The sequence below is a fragment of the Achromobacter sp. 18P8.1.1 genome, from assembly GCF_057799415.1.
In genome coordinates this window covers 44,398-62,956 of sequence record NZ_JBYOKH010000033.1, presented here as the reverse complement: position 1 = coordinate 62,956, position 18,559 = coordinate 44,398, and the positions used below count along the sequence as shown (strand labels likewise).

The following is an 18,559-nucleotide window of genomic DNA, read 5'->3' as shown; positions in this document are numbered from 1 at the left end:
GATCCATATACAAACCATATACGGATCATTCCCACCATGGGTCTCGTCAAAATCTCTGAGCAGATGCATGAGAATCTGCGCGTCGCCAGCGGCGCCCTCAGCCGCTCGATCAACTCCCAGGCCGAACACTGGATGCGCATCGGCATGCTGTCCGAACTCTATCCCGACCTGCGCCACGCGGATATCTGCCAGTTGCTGATCCGCATCGAACAAAGCGAGGGCTTTACCATCGCGTCCCTTTCCCGGCGCTTACCGGATGCCGCCCAGCAGGAGGCCGCATAAATGGCGAAGAAGGTTTCCATCAAATCCGCCGCCGACATTGAAATGGCCCGCAAGGCCGGCGCCATGGCGGCGGAAGTGCTGCACATGATCGGCGAACACGTGCGCCCCGGCGTCACCACCGATGAGCTGGACCGCATCTGCAACGAATACATCGTGAACGTGCTCAAGGCTATTCCGGCCAACGTCGGTTATCACGGCTTTCCGAAGACGATCTGCGCATCCGTCAACCATGTGATTTGCCACGGCATCCCGTCGGCCAAGGTGCTGAAGAACGGCGACATCCTGAACATTGACGTGGCCGTCATCAAGGACGGCTGGTTCGGCGACACCAGCCGCATGTACTACGTGGGCCAGCCCAGCCCGCTGGCGCGCCGCCTGGTAAACACCACCTACGAAGCCACCCGCGCCGGGATCATGGCAGTCAAGCCCGGCGCGACGCTAGGCGACATCGGCCATGCCATCCAGACCGTCGCGCACCGCGAGCATTTCAGCATCGTGCGCGAATACTGCGGCCACGGCATCGGCCAGATCTACCACGACGATCCGCAAGTGCTGCACTACGGACGTCCTGGCGAAGGCATGGTGCTGCAACCCGGCATGATGTTCACGATCGAACCCATGATCAACGCCGGCAAACCGGCGTCCAAGCAATTGCCCGACGGCTGGACGGTAGTGACCAAGGACCGCTCGCTGTCGGCGCAGTGGGAGCACATGGTTGTCGTGACCGAAACCGGGTACGAAGTGCTGACCCCCTGGCCGGACGGCTACGGCGACTATCCGCCTATCCCCTGATTCACGCATTCTGGCGGAAAATCGGAAGCGCTACCGCTTAGCGACAGATGCGACTTGGTGCCGGGATCGTCTTCTTCATACAAACGCAGCGGGGCGCTGGCACCCAATAGTCAGCACCATTCTGAACTTGACGCTGCCAGACTTCATGCGCTGATAGGCTTCATTGGCCCGCTCGAATGGCATCACTTCGATCTTCGGACGCACGCCTGCTAGCACGCTGAAGTCCAGCGTCTTTTCGTTATCGTAAGGCGAGCCTGTGATCGAACCCAGCAGGCTGCGCTCACCAACAACTAGGTGGCCTGCAGACACCGACAACGGATCCTTGCCCGTGCCTAGCAGCACGAGACAGCCCTTTGGCGCAAGACCCGCCATCAGCGCCGACACTACGGCGGGGGCCCCAATCGTGGACACGATGGCCTGCGCTCCACCCATGGCTTTGAGTTTCGGAGCTGCTTCTTCCTCGCTGGTATCGATGTAGAGGTGTGCGCCCAGGTTCAGTGCCTCATCCGCGATGTCCCTGCCTCGCCCGACGGCCACCACTCGAAAACCCATTCGACGGGCGTACTGCAGAGCCATGTGCCCCAGCCCACCTATCCCCAGAATGGCAACGGTATCGCCTGCTTGCGCCCCGGACTTTCTCAGCGCATTGAACGTGGCAATCCCGGCGCAAAGAATCGGTGCGGCTTCCTCGGCACGGAGTTCGTCGGGGATCGACACCAATCCCGAAGCCCGTGCCACCATCATCTCGGCATAACCACCGTCGCAGGTGGCGCCGACAAATGGCTGGTTCAGGCACAATTGGAAATGTCCCTGGCGGCACTGCGCGCATTCCCCGCATGCCCCTCCCAGGCGGCCCACACCAACACGCTGGCCGATTTTCCAGATCGAAGGCACATGTTCACCCAACGCGGCGATCCGGCCCACGACTTCGTGACCGGGGACGCGAGGAGGCACTAGCGCCGGATCGACCCCTTCGATGTCTCCCACATCGGCGCCACAGATGCCGCAGGCTTCGACCTCGATCAGGACCTGTCCCACGCCCGGAGAGGGCGTGGGACGTTCCACCAGTTCAAGACGACCTGGACGGATGATCTGCATGGCACGGTATGTCGTTTGCATAGCCCTCGCTCCTAGAAGAATGATGAATCATGTGAAATGCATCAGCTCAAAGCAGACTCGAACTGGCCAAATCCCTCATCGAGAAACTGCCGGGCTACGTCAGATTGATTCCCGAGAATTCCTCGCCCCCTGCGCCGACCATATATCACCGGCGATATGGCCACTCTTGGTCTAATGACTCAAGGCTCCCAATCTCATGCCAACGCCTCAGGGATTGAGTGTGTGAGCATTGGAGAGCGAAACCAGCGCCCGCATGCCCAGGCTGGCAGCTTCGACCGCTCCGGCGAGATAGCCGGGAAACTGCGGCGACCACTCGCTGGCGATGCCGGTTAGGCACCCGTGCCAAGGTCCGGATGCCGCCGTCGCCTCTGGAGCTTGGGCGAGTTGGCCATTCGCATCGCTATCGGCTTGCGTGGCTGTGCGCGGGTCTTGCGCCCAGTCCTTGATAATCTCGGCCTTGGGCGTCGCCGCCTGGGGCCCGAACATCCGGACAAATTGCGCGCGGCAATGCGCGCGCAGTACCTCGCCTGCGACAGTGCCACGCGCGCGCGCCGGCACACCCAGGAAACCAAACAGCGCCGCACTGCCACCTGGCACGGAGGCGTCGTGGATCTCGCCCATCGGGCCGCGCACGCTACGGCCTTCGCCTGACAATCCCTGCTCCCGCCAAAATGGAGTGTCATAGATGGCGATGTACTTGGCGTGCGGAGCCATCCACGTGGCAGTGTCGCGCCACTGCCGGGCGAGCAAATCAGGCAAGGCAGGTTCGAACACGATGGTGTTCTCGACAAGGCGAGGCGGCAGTGCAAGCAGGACGTGCTCGGTTTGCCACGTCACGGCATGGCTGTTGGCATCGACGCTATCGATCTCAATATGGCGTTCGTGTCTGCGCAGTTGGCGCACCGTTTGGCCGCTGACGAGTCTTTCCGGGGCCAGTGTGTCGAACAGGGCTTCAATCAAGCTACCCATGCCCCCGATCAGGCGCATGGATGCAGGTGAATCCGGGTAGCCGCGCATGCGCGCAGGGGCTTCCTGCGGCGAGCGCTCGACAATCATGTCGCCCGTCTCGAACTGCTCTAAGCGTTCCAATCCCAGACTTTCGATCAGGCGCCCCAGCTCACGCTGATAGCTGGGCCAAAACCAAGTAGGCCCCAGATCGAAGCGGTTCGCAGTATTCGCGACCGCCACGCCGTGGGCGACGGCATGGCCCGAGGCATCAGCGGAGGCGATACGCCCGCCGATGATCTCCCGCGCTTCGAGCACCAAGTAATCCGTCATGCCCTGGCGCTCCAGCAAGTAAGCCGCATATAGGCCGCTCAAACCGGCTCCGACAATAACGACACGTGCGGCGCGCCGGTTCATGCCGCTACCGCCACGTCGGATAGGTGACCTATCTTGAGGTACACAGTAGCTCCTTGATCGCCAGCGCGAGGAGTAGCAGGCTCCCCAGCGGGAAGCCGCAACCAACTGCCTCGCTCGTAGCTTCTACCATCCAGCAACACCTCACCCGCGAGGACCAGAATTTCCGCGCCACCCAGAGGATGTTCGAGAATGCCCTCGCCCAGTGCCAGACGCTGCAGACAGACCCGCTCGCTTTTACCGGAAAACAGATCGCAGACCCCGCGATAGCCTTCCCGACGCCAGGCGCCGGGATCGAGCGTATCAATGCGGACATGCTGCTGTTCGTCAGCCCGCATCTGCCGGAGTTTGACGAAAATGACCGCGCCCTCTGCACTTGAGGGTTGGTGGGAGGATCCGGGGGGGTTGCGCAGATACCAGCCTTCTCGATAGTGCTGGTCACCTTCTGACAAGGTTCCCGACAGCACCAAGATTTCCTCTCCTCCCGGATGCGGGTGTTGAGGAAAATGGGAGCCGGGGGCATACCGCACGATGCTGGTGGCCCGAGCTTTCTCCGAGCCCACGCGATCCAGCATCACGCGCTCCACACCTCCTTGGGGCGATGCGACCCATTGATACTGGTCGGACGCGACCATGGCGCGGCGCGTGAAATCGGCATTGATAAGCATGTGCAGGTTATCCAAACGAGAGAAACGGGCAGCGGCCATCCTGTCGATCGGTGGCCGGTTCTTGTCGATACGGCTTACTTGGCGGGTAGTTGCTGGTAGGCCTCGACGACACGCGCCGAGTACGTCAGCGCAGCGCCCGCGTTCAAAGCGATGGCAACACCTAGCGCCTCGGTGATTTCTTCGAAGGTGGCGCCGTGCTCGACCGCCTTCTGGGTGTGCACAGAGATGCACCCGTCGCAGCGGGTGGTAATGGCCACCGCCAGCGCGATCAGTTCGTGAATCTTCGGCTCCAGATGACCTGTCTTGACGGCCGCGTTGTCGATGATCATCAGTCCGCGCATCACGTCCGGGCTTTGTTTGGCGTAGTCGCCCACGCGCTCCAGCAGGGAGTCGCGGTAGGCATTCCAGTCTTGCATCATGGTCGTATTCCAGTATCCGATTGAAGCCGGGTGTGGGTCCGCGCCCGGCTGACATTTAGTTAGAGGGCTCCCGCGATCGGTTCGCCGACGGCGAGAGTTTCCAGGTAAGGCGGTCAGTCGCCAGGGGTAGTGATGCGCATCACCGGCCGCACCAGGGTGTCGTGCACCTGCTCCTTAGGTCACGCTGTATATGCGGACGGATGAGAAAAAGGCACAGCAGGCACACTGCCGGCACCTGCACGAGACACATCAGTTGCGGCCTGCCATTACTCCGCCGTCAACATCCCAAACTGCGCCAGTGACCCAGCCCGCCTTGTCCGACAGAAGGAAGGCGACCACTTCCGCCACATCTTGCGGGGTGCCCACGCGGCCGATGGGGTGGAAACTGTTGAAGCCCTGCAGCGCGGTTTGGACTTCGGCCTTAGGAATAAAGCCTTCGTAGATTGGGGTCTGCACCACAGCGGGCGAAACAGCATTTACGCGAATGTTCTTACCGGCTAGCTCCATTGCCAGGTGCTGCGTCAGCGAGTGCAGCCCCGCCTTGGCCATCGAGTATGCCGAGGACGGCGTGGCCGCGATGGCCTGCTTGGCCCACATTGAGCCGATGTTCACGAAGGCGCCCGGTCTTTTCTTGGCGACAAGGTTGGCGGCAACCCTCTGCGTGATGAAGAAGGTCGCCTTGTTCAACTGCATGTACTGGTCGTAGTCAGCGTCCGAATGTTCCAGGAACGGCTTGGGGAAGAACACGCCGGCGGCGTTGACCAGCAGGTCGATGTCCGCGTGCTGCTCGTCCAGGACCTTGATCAGTGAAGCTACGGCTTCGTCGTTGGTCAGGTCTGCCGTCAGTGCCCACACCTGACCCAGCTCGCCCAGGTCCTTGCGTGCTTCTTCAGTCTTCTCTGGGCGGTTGCCCACGATGACCGCGCTGCCACCGCCAGCCAGCACCGTGCGCGCGATCTGCATGCCCATGCCGCTGGTGCCACCGACTACCAGCAGCTTCTTGCCTTTAAATTGGTTGCTCATCTGGGAACTCTCTCTGTCGCCCGCCTGCCGACGGGATATAAAAGGAAGAAAAACTATTGAATCCGAAGACGCCGGCGTTGGTGTACATGAATGCCCTTCGCCGCGCTCCGATCTCCACAGACGCCATCTTTCTCCGATTCCCTTCGAGAGACAAACCATTTAAAGTGTCAGAAGCAGAAAGAAAAACTTTACTGAAATGAAATCTCCCGTCCATCTAAATGCCCTCCGTGCCTTCGAGGCCAGTGCCCGTCACCAGAGCTTTTCTGCGGCTGCAGCCGAACTCAACGTAACGCCTGCAGCAGTAGGTCAACTGGTGCGCACGTTAGAGGATTGGCTGGGGACACCTCTCTTCATCCGCGGGAACCGTGGCCGCGCGGGGCTCATCCCCACGGAGGCCGCCGAGCGGGCGTTGCCGGACATCCGTGCCGGTTTCGATCGGCTCACTCTGGGAATGGAGACACTTCAGGAGGGTTCGATCAGCGGGGTGCTAACCGTGGCCGTCAGCCCGGCCTTCGCAGCCAAATGGCTATTGCCCCGCATCGACCGCCTTCAGGCGGTTTGCCCTGAGACAGACGTGCGTTTGGATACCAATCTAAAGCCGGTCGATTTCGTCGCTCAGCGGGTCGATATCGGCGTGCGGTATGGAACTGGTCAATGGCCGGGGCTGATATCCGAGAAGCTGATGGATGAGGAGGTTTATCCCGTTTGCTCTCCCCAATTACTGCGCGAGCATCGGCGCTTGCAAAAGCCTGATGATCTGGCCCAGGAAACGTTGATCCACGACCTGTCGATGGACCGTCACACTGGGTTTCCAAGCTGGGAGGCTTGGTTGCAGAAAGCGGGCGTGAGGGGCACTAGCGCGCTGCGAGGCATGCAGATCAACAATTCTGCAGCGGTCCTGCAGGCCGCAATCGACGGGCACGGTGTTGCAATTGCACGCAGCGTCATGGCGCGCGATGACTTGGCCAGCGGACGCCTGGTCAGGCTGTTTCCCGACATCAGCTTCGCATCCGCGCTGGCCTATTACATCGTTTATCGCCCCGAGTGTGCCAGCATGCCCAAGCTGACGACCTTTCGGGATTGGTTATTGACAGAAGCCGTTCAGATAGGAAATGGCAAGGCTGAAATCGCCAGTCCCAACTAGATCATGAAGACTGGGAAACATGTGTCCCGACTGACATCCTGGGCAAGCCGCCGGAGGGGACTTGCGCCGGGGTATTCACTCCCTATCTGCATGTTCTGCAGTTCATTTTTCGGCGCCAAACGGGGCCTTTCCGCGACGCCGGCGTAGCGACTTTGGCATGAAATGGCGGCATTCCGTCACAATCCGCGCGCCGCATCAGTCTCCCCAGTTTTCCCACGCCAACTTCAGTGAACCAAACCTCAAGTTAAATGAAATCCGGCCGCAAGGACCGGAGTGCGGCCGACCAAGGGCACGATCATGATCGTGCCCTTGCCGTTTCCAGCGCCCTGACGGGCGTCGCTCATGCCTGCCCTGCCCTCCGCCTTCCGCCGTCTGGCCGCCTCGAACCTGGCCGCCCAGTTTTCTGAACAGATGGCCTTGGCGGCGGCGCCGCTGGTCGCCGTGCTGGCGCTGGGCGCCACCGCCGCGCAGACGGGTTATCTGCAAACCGCGCAAACCCTGCCCTTCCTGCTGCTGTCCTTGCCCGCCGGCGTGCTGGCGGACCGGATGTCGCGCCGCGCCTTGATGACCGCCGCCGAGTGCGTCCGCGCGGCCAGCCTGTTGGGCCTGCTGACGTTGCTGTGGATGGGCGGACTGGGCCTGGGCTGGCTGGCGGCGCTGGGTTTCCTGGGCGCCGTCGGCACGGTGGCCTACAACGTGGCCGCCCCGGCGCTGGTACCCCGGCTTGTCCCCGCCAGCGATTTGGCCAGCGCCAACCGCTGGCTGGAACTGGCGCGCAGCAGTGCGTTCTCCGCGGGCCCCGCGGCAGGCGGTGCACTGGTGGGCTGGATGGGTGCGCCGGTCGCCTATGTGATCGCCACCACGCTGTCGCTGCTGGCCGCGGCCCTGCTGGCGGGCCTGCCTGCCGATGCGCCCAAGCCCGTGACCCGCCGGCGCTTGCTGGCCGAACTGCGCGAAGGCGCGGCCTTTGTCGGCACGCACCCGCTGCTGCGGCCGGTGCTGACGACCGCTGTGTTCTTCAACACTGCCTGGTTCGTGTTGCAGGCCGTATACGTCGTGTACGCCATCGAACGCCTGGGCCTGACGGCCGCCGGCGTGGGCATCACATTGGGCGTGTATGGCGGCGGCATGCTCGCCGGCGCCCTGGCCGCGCCGTGGCTGGCGCGCCGCCTGTCTTTCGGCGCGATGATCGCCTCAGGTCCGCTGTCGGCGCTGGCGGCAAGCGCCATCCTGCTGTCGACGCTGGTCTTGCCCTCCGGCATCTGGGCGGCGGTGGGCTTTTTCCTGTTCGGCGCCGGCCCCATCCTGTGGACCATCACCACCACCACGCTGCGCCAGGCCGTGACGCCCAACGCCCTGCTGGGCCGCGTGTCCGCCGTGATCCTGACTGCAACGTTCGGTGCCCGGCCCGTCGGCGCGCTGATCGGCGCGACGTTGGCCGCCCGCGTGGGCCTGGATGCGTGCTTGTGGGTCTCGACCGCAGGATTCCTCGTGCAATTCCTGGTGCTGTTCGCCTCACCCGTCCGACGGCTGCGCAGCCAGCCTGAAGCGGCGGGCGCCTGAAGGCAGGCCGCCGCCTGCCACGCCGCTGCGCTGTTACGCCCGCCGTCGCCCCGATCTGTATCTGGCGACGGGACCAGGCAGCCGCTAGACTGCCCGGATTCCTCCACGACAATGCACGGGGCCGTTCGCAAGATGCTGAAAATACTGGGTAAAGCTTCGTCCATCAACGTACGCAAGGTGCTGTGGACCTGCGCCGAACTGAACCTGCCCTTCACCCGCGAAGATTGGGGCGCGGGCTTCCAGGCGACCTCGGACCCGCGCTTCCTGGCGCTGAATCCCAATGCCATGGTGCCCGTTATCGAAGACGGCGATTTTGTGCTGTGGGAGTCCAACACCATCATCCGCTACCTGGCCGGGCAATACGGCGGCCAGCAGTTGTACCCGGCCGAGCCCCGGCTGCGTGCGCGGGTGGATCAATGGATGGATTGGCAGGCCACCGACCTGAACCGGTCCTGGAGCTATGCCTTCATGGCGTTGGCGCGGCGTTCGCCTGAACACCTGGATGCCGCCAGCATCCAGGCGTCGTGCCAGGCTTGGGCGCATTTCATGGGCATCCTGGAACAGCGCCTGGCGCTGACCGGCGCCTATGTGGCCGGTAACGCTTTTTCGCTGGCGGACATTCCCGTGGGGCTGTCGGTGAACCGGTGGTTTGCCACGCCCTTCGACAAGCCAGCCCTGCCGGCGATTGCCGCCTATTACGACCGGCTGGCCGAGCGCGAGGGTTACCGGCTGCACGGCCGTAACGGCACGGCCTGACCGGCCGTCACGGCAACCCGGCGCACCCTTCCTTGCGCTTACTTCACCACGCCGCAAACCAGGCGGCCGCCTCCGCCGCCCAGCGGCGCGGGCGTGTCGCTGTAGTTGTCGCCGCCCACGTGCACCATGACCGCGTGCGTCTTCACGTCCGCCAGCTTCAGGTGCGGCGCCACCACAGCCTTCTTGGCCGTGCCGTCGGCTGCCACCACGATGAAGGGCAAGTCGCCCTGATGGCCGTCGGTGGCCATCGGGCCCTTGTGGGCCTTGGTGCCCTTGGGATCCAGGTGGCCGCCTGCGGCGCCGCCCGGCGCCGTCTGGCCGTTCACCATGCCCGGCATGCAAGAACCCTTTTCATGCACGTGGAAACCGTGTTCGCCCGGCGGCAAGCCCTTCAGGTTCGGCGTGATCTGCAAGCCGCCCTTGGTGTCCTTCAGCGAAATCGTGCCGGCGCTTTTGCCTATGCCGTCGGCGGTCAGGAATGACATCGAGACGTTTTCGGCCAGTGCGGCGCTCGAGGCGCCCGCCATTGCCAGCGCCGCGACAAGCATCGAGATTTTCTTCATGAAGTGCCTCCTGGAATCATGCACGCGAAGTGCGGATGCCCGGCCCGGCGCAAACGGCGCCAACCTGGCCCTGGGCGCCACTGACAATAGCACCGGCGCCGCCTGGTGGGCCAGCAATCTTCGTTCCTGATACAAGCGATCAGGCTTGTTAACGATTGACCAACAGCACCAGCGCGTGCAGCGCCACGCCGATGAGCCCGCCCACCAGCGTGCCATTGAAGCGGATGTACTGCAGGTCGCGCCCCACGCTGAGCTCCAGTTCGTCGACCAGATGGCGTTCGTCCCAGTTCTTCACGGTGCGAGAAATATGTTCCGTCACGCCGATGCGCAGGCGGCCGGTCAGGCGCCGCGCGCTGCCCAGCACGTGGTTGTTGATGGCGTCACGCAAGCTCGGGTCTTCGCCCAGCTTGCGGCCCAGCGCCAGCAAGGCGCTTTCCAGATGGCGGGCCAGTGCCGAATCCTCGTCCGACAGGTCGCGCCGCAGCGCCGCGTGGATGTCGTCCCACAGGCCCTGCACATACTCCTGCACCTTGGGGTGGTCGATGGCCCGCTGCTTCAGGTCTTCGACCTGCGCCGACAAGGCGGGGTCGGTCTTCAGGCGTTCGATGTAGTTCAGCACCCAGGCTTCGTAGTCGCGCCTGACGGGGTGGTCGGGTTCGGACAGCACATCGCGCACTTCCTGCACCAACGCCAATGCCAGCCGGTCGGCCAGGTTGTCGGCAATGCCGTCCACCGACTTGATCACATCGACGGCCGCGATGATGCGCGGCCATTCCTTGCGGGCGAATTTCACCAGCAGGGTCGATGCGCGTTCCTTCACGTCGTCTTCGCCCAGGTAGCCGCCCAGCCGCTCCATGGCCGCGTCCAGCAGCTCCTGATGGCGCCCGTCACGGGTCAGGAGACCCAGGACCTCGCCCACGGTGCCCGCCGCATCCCAGCGGCGCAGGTTCTTCACCACGAATTCCTGGATCACCCCGCGCACCGCCTGGTCGTCCAGCATGTCGAGCGTCTGCAAGGCCACGCGGCGCGCGCCGTCGCTCAAGGCATGCGCCTGGCGCGGCCGGATCAGCCAGCGGGACAGACGGGCGGCCGGGTCGAAGACCCGCAGCTTCTCCATCAACGTGTCCGGGTCCAGGAAATGATCGCGGACGAACACAGCCAGGTTGTCCCCAATGCGGTCCTTGTTGCTGGGAATGATGGCCGTATGCGGAATCGGCAGGCCCATTGGACGGCGAAACAGCGCCACCACCGCGAACCAGTCGGCCAACGCCCCCACCGTCGCCGCTTCGCAAAACGCCCGCACCCAAGCCCATACGCCCTGCCCGCCCATGACGTGGCTGGTGATGAAGCCGCTGACCATGGCCACCAGCAAGGCCAGCGCAGCGATCTTCATGCGCCGCAACTGCGTGCGGCGCGTGTCGGACGCCAAGGCGGAGTGCGGGGCGGATGGCGTCGAGGGTCGGGACGGATCGGGCATGGAGTTTCCGGCAAGGCGATGCGTCAGCATACCAACTGGCAGCGCCGATCAGGCTGCCCGGGGGATCTTTGCGCCCCGCTTACGCCGCCGGATCCGCCAGCGCGCTGCGCAGCCACGCGACAAACGCATCCGCGTGCCCCGACAGGCTCCGACTGGCGGCGGGCAGCGCGCGCAAGCCGCCGTCGAACGCCACGAATCCAAAGGGTGCGACCAGGGTGCCCTCTTCCAGTTCGCGGCTGATCAGCCGCTTCTCTACCAGCGCCACCCCCAGTCCGGACAGCGCGGCCTCGATGCACAGGTGCGTGTGCGGAAACGCCAAGTGGCCCGCGGTAGCCACCGCTACGCCTGTAATGGCCTCCCATTGATTCCAGGCGCTGGACGTGTACTCATGGGCGATGCGCACCTGGTCGGACGCCGCGCGCCGGGCATAGGCGGGCGTGCAGACCGCGCCAAATCGCACGGGCGCAAGCGTCAGCGCGCGGCGCCGGTCGGCGTCCGTGTAGCCCGACAGGTCCCACGCCAGCAGCAGGTCCGCGCCCTCGTTTCGCATTTCACGGGCGGACGTCATCGACAGGCGGATGCGGATATCGGGATGCTCGCGGTAGAACACCGCCAGTTGCGGCACCAGCCAGCGCATCGCGAAGGTCGCGCTGCAGGCCACGTGCAGCCCCGGGCCCTGGGCTTCGCGGCCCAATCGTTCGTAAGCGCTTTCCAACTGGTCGAACGAGGCGCGCACCGACGCGTAGAAGGTCGCGCCCGCGGGGGTGAGCTTCAGCCCGGTGCCGTCTTTGTCGAACAGCGGCACGCCAGCGTGTTCCTGCAACAGCTTCAGGTGCCGGCTGACGGCGCCGTGGCTGCGGCACAGTTCTTCCGCGGCGCGCGTGACCGAGCCGGTCCGTGCAATGGCTTCGAATGCCCGAACGGCGGATAGGGGCGGCAGTTGGCGCACGGCACTCCTTATGTCAATAAAACTGACGAATACCCAGAAAAACTGCATTTTCCGGATCGCGTTGTTTTTTTAGGATATCGCCTGGATATCCCGCAATCAGTTCAATGCGTTGCAGTATTGCACGTCGGATTGCAAGGATAAAGACCATTTCTTTATTTCAATAATCTGACCATCAGGAGCCCCATGAACATCATCGACATCACCGCCCACGAGGCACTGGACAGCCGCGGCAACCCGACCGTCGAGGTCGAAGTCCGGCTGAATGACGGCGCCATGGGCGTGGCGCTGGTACCGTCCGGCGCATCGACGGGCCAGCATGAAGCTCTGGAGCGGCGCGACGCGGATCCCGCACGCTATCTGGGCCGCGGCGTGCTGGGCGCCGTGCGTGCCGTTAATACCGAGTTACGGGATGCGCTGCTGGGCCAGCAAGCGGATCAGCAGGCCACCATCGACCGGATCATGATCGGCCTGGACGGCACGGCGGACAAAAGCCGCCTGGGCGCCAACGCCTTGCTGGGCGTCTCGCTGGCAGTGGCGCACGCGGCAGCCGCCAGTGAAGGGCAGCCGCTGTGGCGCCACCTGGGCGGCGTGCAGGCGCAAGTGCTGCCCGTCCCGATGATCAACATCATCAACGGCGGCGCACACGCCGACAATCCGCTGGATTTTCAGGAATTCATGATCTTGCCGGTGGGCGCGGAAACCTTCGCCGAAGCCATCCGCATGGGCGCCGAAGTCTTCCACACCCTGCGCGGCAAGCTGCTGGCGGCCGGCCACAGCGTCAATGTGGGCGACGAAGGCGGATTCGCACCCGTCCTGCGCACGGCACCAGAGGCGCTGGACTTCATCATGGCATCCATCGAGCAGGCCGGCCTGCGTACGGGCACGGACATTGCGCTGGCACTGGATCCGGCGGCCAGCGAATTCCACACCGATGCGGGCTATCGCTATCAGGGCGAAGGCGTGGTGCGCAGCCGCGAACAGCAGGTGGATTACCTGGCCCGCCTGGTACGCGACTACCCCATCGTATCCATCGAAGACGGCATGGCCGAAGACGACCCTGCCGGCTGGCAAGCCCTGACCGCACGGCTGGGCGATGCCTGCCATCTGGTGGGCGACGATGTCTTCTGCACCAACCCCCGCCTGTTCGAAGCTGGCATCTCGGCCGGAATCGGCAACGCCATCCTGGTCAAAGCCAATCAGATCGGCACGCTGAGCGAGACCCTGCAGGTATTGGGAATGGCCCGCCGCGCGGCATACGGCGCCGTCATGTCGCACCGTTCCGGCGAAACCGAGGACACCACCATTGCCGACCTGGCGGTGGCCGCCAACTGCGGCCTGATCAAGACCGGGTCGCTATCGCGCGCCGACCGCACCGCCAAGTACAACCGCCTGCTGCGCATTGAACGCGAACTGGGCGCGGCTGCCGTCTACGCCGGCCGCGATGCCTTGCCGCGACGCGGCCGCGCGGACAGCCGCGAGTAGTACCACCCCATCAGGGGCGACGCCGAGATGCCGTGCACCAGCACGGACGCGACGATGGCGGCCAGCAACAACGGCGCAAGCGCTCGGGACACGTCCTGCGGCGCTTGCTCCACCGCCAGCAGCAGATAGTAGAAAGTGCCCACGCCGCGTATGCCCAGCCAGCTTGCCAGCCAACGCTGGCGCCGGTCCATCGACGACCCGGCCAGCGCCAGCATCACGCTGGCCGGCCGCACCGCGAAGAACAGCACCGCCGCCACAAGGAGCGGCGTCCAACCCAGCATGTCGCGCCAATGCGCCGACACCACGCAGCCGATGACCAGCATCAGCGCCAATTCGGCAAAGCGTTCCAGCCCCACCGACGTCGCCATCATCGATTCCGCCAGATGGGCGTGGGCCAATTGCGGGTCCTGGGTGCTTTCTTCGCTTTCGGCGGGCGTGACTTCCTGCAAGACGGCACGCGGCGTCCGACCGCTGCCGGTGGCGCGCAGCTCCTGTTGGCGCAACGCCACCCCGGCGCAGAAGACCGCAAGAAACCCATAGCCATGCGCAAGCAAGGTCGCCCCGTAGCACAGCGCCATCAGGCCCAGGGCCAGAAACTCGTCCAGCCCCAGGGCGTTGCCATAGCGGATCCGCAGCGTGGCGATCAGGCGTTCGCCCAGCGTGCCCAGCAACCAGCCGATTCCCACCGCGCTCACTACGCCCCAGATCAGGGCGGCCGCCAACGGCCACGGCTGATCAAGCCCGGCCGGCCCCGCGTTGCACAGGGCGATGCCCAGGACCACAAAAGGAAACGCCGCCCCGTCATTGGCGCCGCCTTCACCCGACAAGGCAAAGCGCAGCGGTTCGTCATCGCCTGCTTCCCGCGGCCGCAATTCATTGGCCAGCACCGGGTCCGTCGGCGCCAGCGCCGCCGCCAACAGCACTGCCGCCCCCAATCCCAAGCCCAATAGGCCCATGCCGAATGCCGTCATCAGCGCAATGGTCAGCAGCATGGCCGGCGCCGCCAGGCGCAGCGGCAGGCGCCACAACGGATGCCCACAAGCCACGCGCAAATGCATGCCGACTGCGAACAGCGAAACCGGCAATGCCGCTTCGGTCGCCAGACGCAGCAAGTGGCTGTCGCGGTAGAGATCCAGGTTCAGCAGCCCCAATCCTGTCGGGCCGATAAGAAAGCCCACGACCAGATACACCATGGCGCCGGTCATGGGCAGCGCATCGATCAGGCGTTTGGACACCGCCATCAACACGAACAACGCACCGATCAGCAGGAACCAGACGGCTTCGATATTCATCGCATTTCTCCGGCGGTCGCCAGCGGTTCAAGCTAGTCGGGTTCGTCCCAGCCTTGGCGCAAGGCGCTGGCAAAGCCGCCTTCCACGCGGGAGTACGGCCGCGCGCTGGTTGTCACCCGCGGCAGCGCCGTCCAGGCGATGCGGGCGCCGCCTTGCTCCAGCCGGTCCACCAATGCCTGGTCTTCGCTGCAGGCCAGCGCGGCAAAGCCGCCGATATGCCGGTACGCATGCGCCTCGATGCCAAGGTTTGCGCCATGCACGTGGCGGTGGCCGTCCTGGTCCTGGTAGTGGGTGGCGAATCGGCGCCGGGCCTGGCGCGCATGCGCGCCATGTTGGGCCCAGCCCGACACACCCACGGTGCCGCAAACGACCTCCGCCCCTAAAGACAACTGGTCCACCAGCCAGCGCGCCGACACGCGGGTATCGGCGTCCGTGAATGCCAGCCAGCGCGCCCCCGCATCTAGAAGATGCTGCGCCCCGAAGGCCCGGGCGACGCCCACGTTGCCGGCCTCGACCCGCAGGCACCGTACCGGCCACGCCGCCGACAATTGCTCGGTGCGGTCACGGCAGCGATCCAGCACCACGACGATCTCGACGCGTTCAGCCGCCAGCAGCGGGTGCCGGGCGGCGCGGGTCGCGGCGCGCAGGCAGGCGCCGATCATCCGTTCTTCGTTGTGGGCGGGTATGCAGATTCCGATCATCGCCTGCTCCTTACAAGGGGTTGCGCCAGAGGTCCAGACGAAAATCTTCTTCATGGTGATGTACCAGCCGCTGCAAGCCGGGCAACGCCCCCATCGCGTCGTGCAGACGGTCGGTGGGTTGCAGGCGGTCATCGAACGCGGGGCGCCAGTGGCAGGCGACCAATTCGCCGCCGGCTCCCAAACTGCTGCGCAGGCGTGCCAGGAACAGCGCGCAGGCGGCGTCGTCCAGGTAATACGCCAGCTCCGAGACAACGATCAGATCGAAGCCCGCCGAGGGCACGGGCGGCCATTGCTGCGGCAACTTCAACGCCAGCGTGCGCACCGTGGCCGCCACCGGATCGGCACGCAGCCGGGCCTGGACGCGGCGCACCGCGCTGGGCGCCAGATCCACGGCGCAGAGCTGGTCGCAGCGCTGCGCCAGGGCAAGCGTCATGTCGCCCCCGCCGCAACCCGCCTCGAAGATGTGGCCATAGCGTTCGCGCGCCAACGTCGCCAGCAGCACGGCGCGCTTGCGGCGCTCGTACCAGGCAGTGGCCACCCGCCAAGGATCGTCGTCCTTGCGATACAGGCGCTCGAAATGGTGGTCATCTAGAGTGTCCAAGGCGGCTCTCCGTGTTGCGCAACGTGCTTGCCATGCGCGGCCTGATCGCGTTCCGCGTGGCTCTGCCGGATGAACACGGGCAAGTCCGCCAAGGCTTGCGCCAAAGCGGCGTCGCGGCATAACGGGCCGGCCCCCAGCGCGCGCGGCACGCGGTTCAATACGTCTTCTGCGGCGGCTTCCACCGCCAGGCGGGCCCGCGCGGTATGCAGTACGCAGCCGTCTTCGGGATGGGCGTCGATCGCCGCGGCGGCCTCGCGCAACACCGCACGCGCCTCGGCCAAAGCAACATCCACGGCGCCAAGATGCGCCAGCCGGTACGGGTCGGGCCGACCCTTTGCGACAGCGGCGCGCAGCCTTTCGGCAATGCCCGCCAACGCGCCGTACCAGCAAGCGGCAACGCCCGCCCCGCCATGCAAGAAACCCGGGCGGTCCACATAGGCGCCCGGCGCACCGACGGCGGCGCCTCGCGCCTGGTCGAAAACCACATTGACACTGGCGGACGAGCCCATGCCGACGGCGTGCCAGCCTTGCGTGGTGACGGTCACGCCCGGCTGGTCCAGCGCCACGGCGGCCAGGCAAGGTTCGCCTGCGCCGTTCCAACCGCTGACGATCGCGTGGCTTAGCGCCGCAGCACCCGAGCACCATCCCTTCAAGCCGCTGACCATGACCCCGCCGGCGGCGTGCGCGCGTATGCCCACACGCATGTCGGGCGGCTCGGCGCACCAGACGCCCCAGCAGGCATCTTCGGGCGCGTCCACGCGTGCTTGCAGCTCGGCAAGAATGGCCAGCGCATCCGTGTGCCCCTCGAATAATTTGGCCAAGCCCAGATCCACCGCGGCAACCGCGGCAAGCGCCCGCCAGCGCAGCAAGGTGCCGCCCGAACCCGGTAACGGCAACCCGCCGAAGCCGGCGCGCACGAGCTCGCCCAGCCAACGGCCGGGATCTACCGGCGGCCGGGCGCCGGCCAGGACGTCCTGGATCGTCTGGCCGGGGGATTCGGGGGAAATCGAACGGGCGAGTCGGGTTGGCATGGCGAGGACGGTGGCGTGATTCAAGGGGAGGGAAACTCCATTCAGCATGTGGCGTGCCCGTGCTCACTCGCCCAGGAACTCCGACACCGCCTCCAATCCTTCGATGTGGTCGGCGACTACTTTCGCGATGAAGGCGAGCGGCACGGAAAGCAGCGTCCCCCACACCCCCCACAGCCAGGTGAACAACAGCAGCAGCATGAAGACCGCCACGGCGTTCATCTTGGCGATGCGGCCGGACATCCAGGTCGTGACCACTACGCCCATCAACAAGGCGATGGCCACCGAACTGCCAGCCACCGCCAGCGCCGGGCCGATCTCGCCGAATTGGATCAAGGCCGCGATCCCGGTGCCCACCGCGGTGAGCAACGGGCCGAAGTACGGAATGATGTGCAGCGCGCCAGCGACCACGGCCCAGGTCGCGGCGTTTTCCAGGCCCAGCAGACGGAATGCCACCCACGACATCAGGCCCAATGCCAGGTTCGTCACCAGCATCATCGCCATGTACCGATGGATGGAGCTATTGATCTGGTCCAGCATGTGCACGCTGATCTTTTTCTGCGACAAGGTCTTGCCGGCCACTTTCACGAACTTGCGCTTGAACGCGTTGCCGGACAACAGCAGGAAGAACACCAGGAACACGCTCATCGTCGCCTGCCCGATGAAGGCGGCCACGCCCTTGGATCCCCACAGCAGGAAATCGCTCAAGCCGGAATCGGACTTCGCCACCACCACCTGCCGACCGGGCACGATGCCCCCGCTGTCCTGCAACACGCCGGCCGCGCCCTTGAGCTTTTCAAAGAAAGAACCGTCGCCGCTGGAAATGCCGGTCAGGGTGCGGGAGAGCTTTCCGGAGATTTCCGGCAGCGCCTGCACGATGGAACTGACCTGGTTCTGCGTAACGTAGGCCAAGCCCGCCAGGCCGGTGGCGATGACGAACATCAAGATCAGGATCCCGACCGCGCGCGGAACGCGGGCGCGCCCCATCAGGCTCACGATGGGGTCCAGCGCATAGGCCACGACAATCGCCATCACCACGGGCACGATGAATTCCTGCGCCAGCTTGAGGGTGAAGAGCACCGCCAGGACGGTCAGCGTGGTCAGGCAGGCGCCGCGCGCCCAGACATAAGGAGTATCAGGCGGGGGCTCGGGAATCAGCCCTACCTCTTGCACCGTCACTTTCTCTTCGGCGGGGCTTGCAGCCTCCTCCCCCGTGTCGGCGTTTTCCGTCGGCTTCGCGCGTTCCACCGCGCCCGGTGCTGTCGCGACCGGTGTCGTGATTTCCATCTTGCCCCCCAACAATCGATTATCGACAGCGGACAGCAAGTGGCGTGCCTGACC

General features: G+C 65.0%; 19 protein-coding genes. 6 read left to right on the top strand and 13 right to left on the bottom strand.

What is annotated here, in order from left to right; all coding sequences use genetic code 11:
- The first annotated feature begins 36 nt into the window (after positions 1-36).
- Both AC27VE_RS20235 and map read left to right on the top strand, forming a co-directional pair.
- Positions 37-282 (top strand): ParD-like family protein, encoded by a 246-nt coding sequence (locus tag AC27VE_RS20235; protein WP_035212946.1) that lies wholly within the window; start codon positions 37-39, stop codon positions 280-282.
- The gene (gene map / locus AC27VE_RS20230) at positions 283-1,074 is read left to right on the top strand and encodes a type I methionyl aminopeptidase (protein ID WP_006224325.1); all 792 of its coding nucleotides are present in this window, start codon (positions 283-285) and stop codon (positions 1,072-1,074) included. It abuts the gene before it with no gap.
- 75 nt (positions 1,075-1,149) lie between these two features.
- Here map and AC27VE_RS20225 read toward each other — a convergent pair whose 3' ends face one another.
- The 5 genes from AC27VE_RS20225 to AC27VE_RS20205 all read right to left on the bottom strand — a co-directional run bounded on the left by AC27VE_RS20225 (position 1,150) and on the right by AC27VE_RS20205 (position 5,662).
- The gene (locus tag AC27VE_RS20225; RefSeq protein WP_488704805.1) at positions 1,150-2,193 is read right to left on the bottom strand and encodes an alcohol dehydrogenase; all 1,044 of its coding nucleotides are present in this window, start codon (positions 2,191-2,193) and stop codon (positions 1,150-1,152) included.
- Between the two features lie 207 nt (positions 2,194-2,400).
- Positions 2,401-3,555, bottom strand: coding sequence for a flavin monoamine oxidase family protein (locus AC27VE_RS20220; protein WP_488704804.1), 1,155 nt, complete (start codon positions 3,553-3,555; stop codon positions 2,401-2,403).
- A complete protein-coding gene (locus AC27VE_RS20215; protein ID WP_488704803.1) occupies positions 3,552-4,220 on the bottom strand; it encodes a cupin domain-containing protein in 669 nt (222 codons plus the stop codon). The genes AC27VE_RS20220 and AC27VE_RS20215 overlap by 4 nt, the downstream gene beginning before the upstream one ends.
- Positions 4,221-4,294: 74 nt before the next feature.
- Positions 4,295-4,639, bottom strand: coding sequence for a carboxymuconolactone decarboxylase family protein (locus tag AC27VE_RS20210; RefSeq protein ID WP_488704802.1), 345 nt, complete (start codon positions 4,637-4,639; stop codon positions 4,295-4,297).
- Between the two features lie 249 nt (positions 4,640-4,888).
- The gene (locus AC27VE_RS20205; protein WP_488704801.1) at positions 4,889-5,662 is read right to left on the bottom strand and encodes an SDR family NAD(P)-dependent oxidoreductase; all 774 of its coding nucleotides are present in this window, start codon (positions 5,660-5,662) and stop codon (positions 4,889-4,891) included.
- A gap of 196 nt (positions 5,663-5,858) precedes the next feature.
- Between AC27VE_RS20205 and gcvA the strand changes: the two genes are divergently transcribed.
- The 3 genes from gcvA (at position 5,859) to AC27VE_RS20190 (ending at position 9,125) form a co-directional block, all read left to right on the top strand.
- The gene (gcvA, locus tag AC27VE_RS20200; protein WP_488704800.1) at positions 5,859-6,806 is read left to right on the top strand and encodes a transcriptional regulator GcvA; all 948 of its coding nucleotides are present in this window, start codon (positions 5,859-5,861) and stop codon (positions 6,804-6,806) included.
- 342 nt (positions 6,807-7,148) lie between these two features.
- Positions 7,149-8,369 carry an MFS transporter gene (locus AC27VE_RS20195; RefSeq protein ID WP_488704799.1) on the top strand — a complete coding sequence of 407 codons (1,221 nt, stop codon included), beginning with the start codon at positions 7,149-7,151 and terminating at the stop codon, positions 8,367-8,369.
- A gap of 132 nt (positions 8,370-8,501) precedes the next feature.
- A complete protein-coding gene (locus AC27VE_RS20190) occupies positions 8,502-9,125 on the top strand; it encodes a glutathione S-transferase family protein (RefSeq protein WP_488704798.1) in 624 nt (207 codons plus the stop codon).
- Between the two features lie 38 nt (positions 9,126-9,163).
- Here the strand turns inward: AC27VE_RS20190 and sodC are convergent, their stop codons facing one another.
- The 3 genes from sodC to AC27VE_RS20175 form a co-directional block, all read right to left on the bottom strand.
- Positions 9,164-9,688 carry a superoxide dismutase family protein gene (gene sodC, locus AC27VE_RS20185; protein ID WP_006224322.1) on the bottom strand — a complete coding sequence of 175 codons (525 nt, stop codon included), beginning with the start codon at positions 9,686-9,688 and terminating at the stop codon, positions 9,164-9,166.
- Positions 9,689-9,836: 148 nt separating this feature from the next.
- The gene (locus tag AC27VE_RS20180) at positions 9,837-11,165 is read right to left on the bottom strand and encodes a DUF445 domain-containing protein (RefSeq protein WP_052017861.1); all 1,329 of its coding nucleotides are present in this window, start codon (positions 11,163-11,165) and stop codon (positions 9,837-9,839) included.
- Positions 11,166-11,244: 79 nt separating this feature from the next.
- Positions 11,245-12,162 carry a LysR substrate-binding domain-containing protein gene (locus tag AC27VE_RS20175; RefSeq protein ID WP_488704797.1) on the bottom strand — a complete coding sequence of 306 codons (918 nt, stop codon included), beginning with the start codon at positions 12,160-12,162 and terminating at the stop codon, positions 11,245-11,247.
- Between the two features lie 135 nt (positions 12,163-12,297).
- Between AC27VE_RS20175 and eno the strand changes: the two genes are divergently transcribed.
- Positions 12,298-13,596, top strand: a complete 1,299-nt coding sequence (gene eno / locus AC27VE_RS20170; RefSeq protein ID WP_488704796.1) for a phosphopyruvate hydratase — start codon at positions 12,298-12,300, stop codon at positions 13,594-13,596.
- Here eno and AC27VE_RS20165 read toward each other — a convergent pair.
- The 5 genes from AC27VE_RS20165 to AC27VE_RS20145 form a co-directional block, all read right to left on the bottom strand.
- Positions 13,542-14,888, bottom strand: coding sequence for a cation:proton antiporter (locus AC27VE_RS20165; RefSeq protein WP_488704795.1), 1,347 nt, complete (start codon positions 14,886-14,888; stop codon positions 13,542-13,544). The two genes, eno and AC27VE_RS20165, sit on opposite strands and share 55 nt — an antisense overlap.
- Positions 14,889-14,920: 32 nt before the next feature.
- Complete coding sequence (locus tag AC27VE_RS20160) at positions 14,921-15,589, bottom strand: glycosyltransferase family 2 protein (protein ID WP_088587161.1); 669 nt, start codon at positions 15,587-15,589, stop codon at positions 14,921-14,923.
- Positions 15,590-15,599: 10 nt separating this feature from the next.
- Positions 15,600-16,190 carry a class I SAM-dependent methyltransferase gene (locus tag AC27VE_RS20155; protein ID WP_006224316.1) on the bottom strand — a complete coding sequence of 197 codons (591 nt, stop codon included), beginning with the start codon at positions 16,188-16,190 and terminating at the stop codon, positions 15,600-15,602.
- A complete protein-coding gene (locus AC27VE_RS20150) occupies positions 16,178-17,221 on the bottom strand; it encodes an acyl-CoA dehydrogenase family protein (RefSeq protein WP_488704813.1) in 1,044 nt (347 codons plus the stop codon). The genes AC27VE_RS20155 and AC27VE_RS20150 overlap by 13 nt, the downstream gene beginning before the upstream one ends.
- 63 nt (positions 17,222-17,284) lie before the next feature.
- Positions 17,285-18,505 carry an AI-2E family transporter gene (locus AC27VE_RS20145; RefSeq protein WP_427960113.1) on the bottom strand — a complete coding sequence of 407 codons (1,221 nt, stop codon included), beginning with the start codon at positions 18,503-18,505 and terminating at the stop codon, positions 17,285-17,287.
- Between the last annotated feature and the right edge of the window lie 54 nt (positions 18,506-18,559).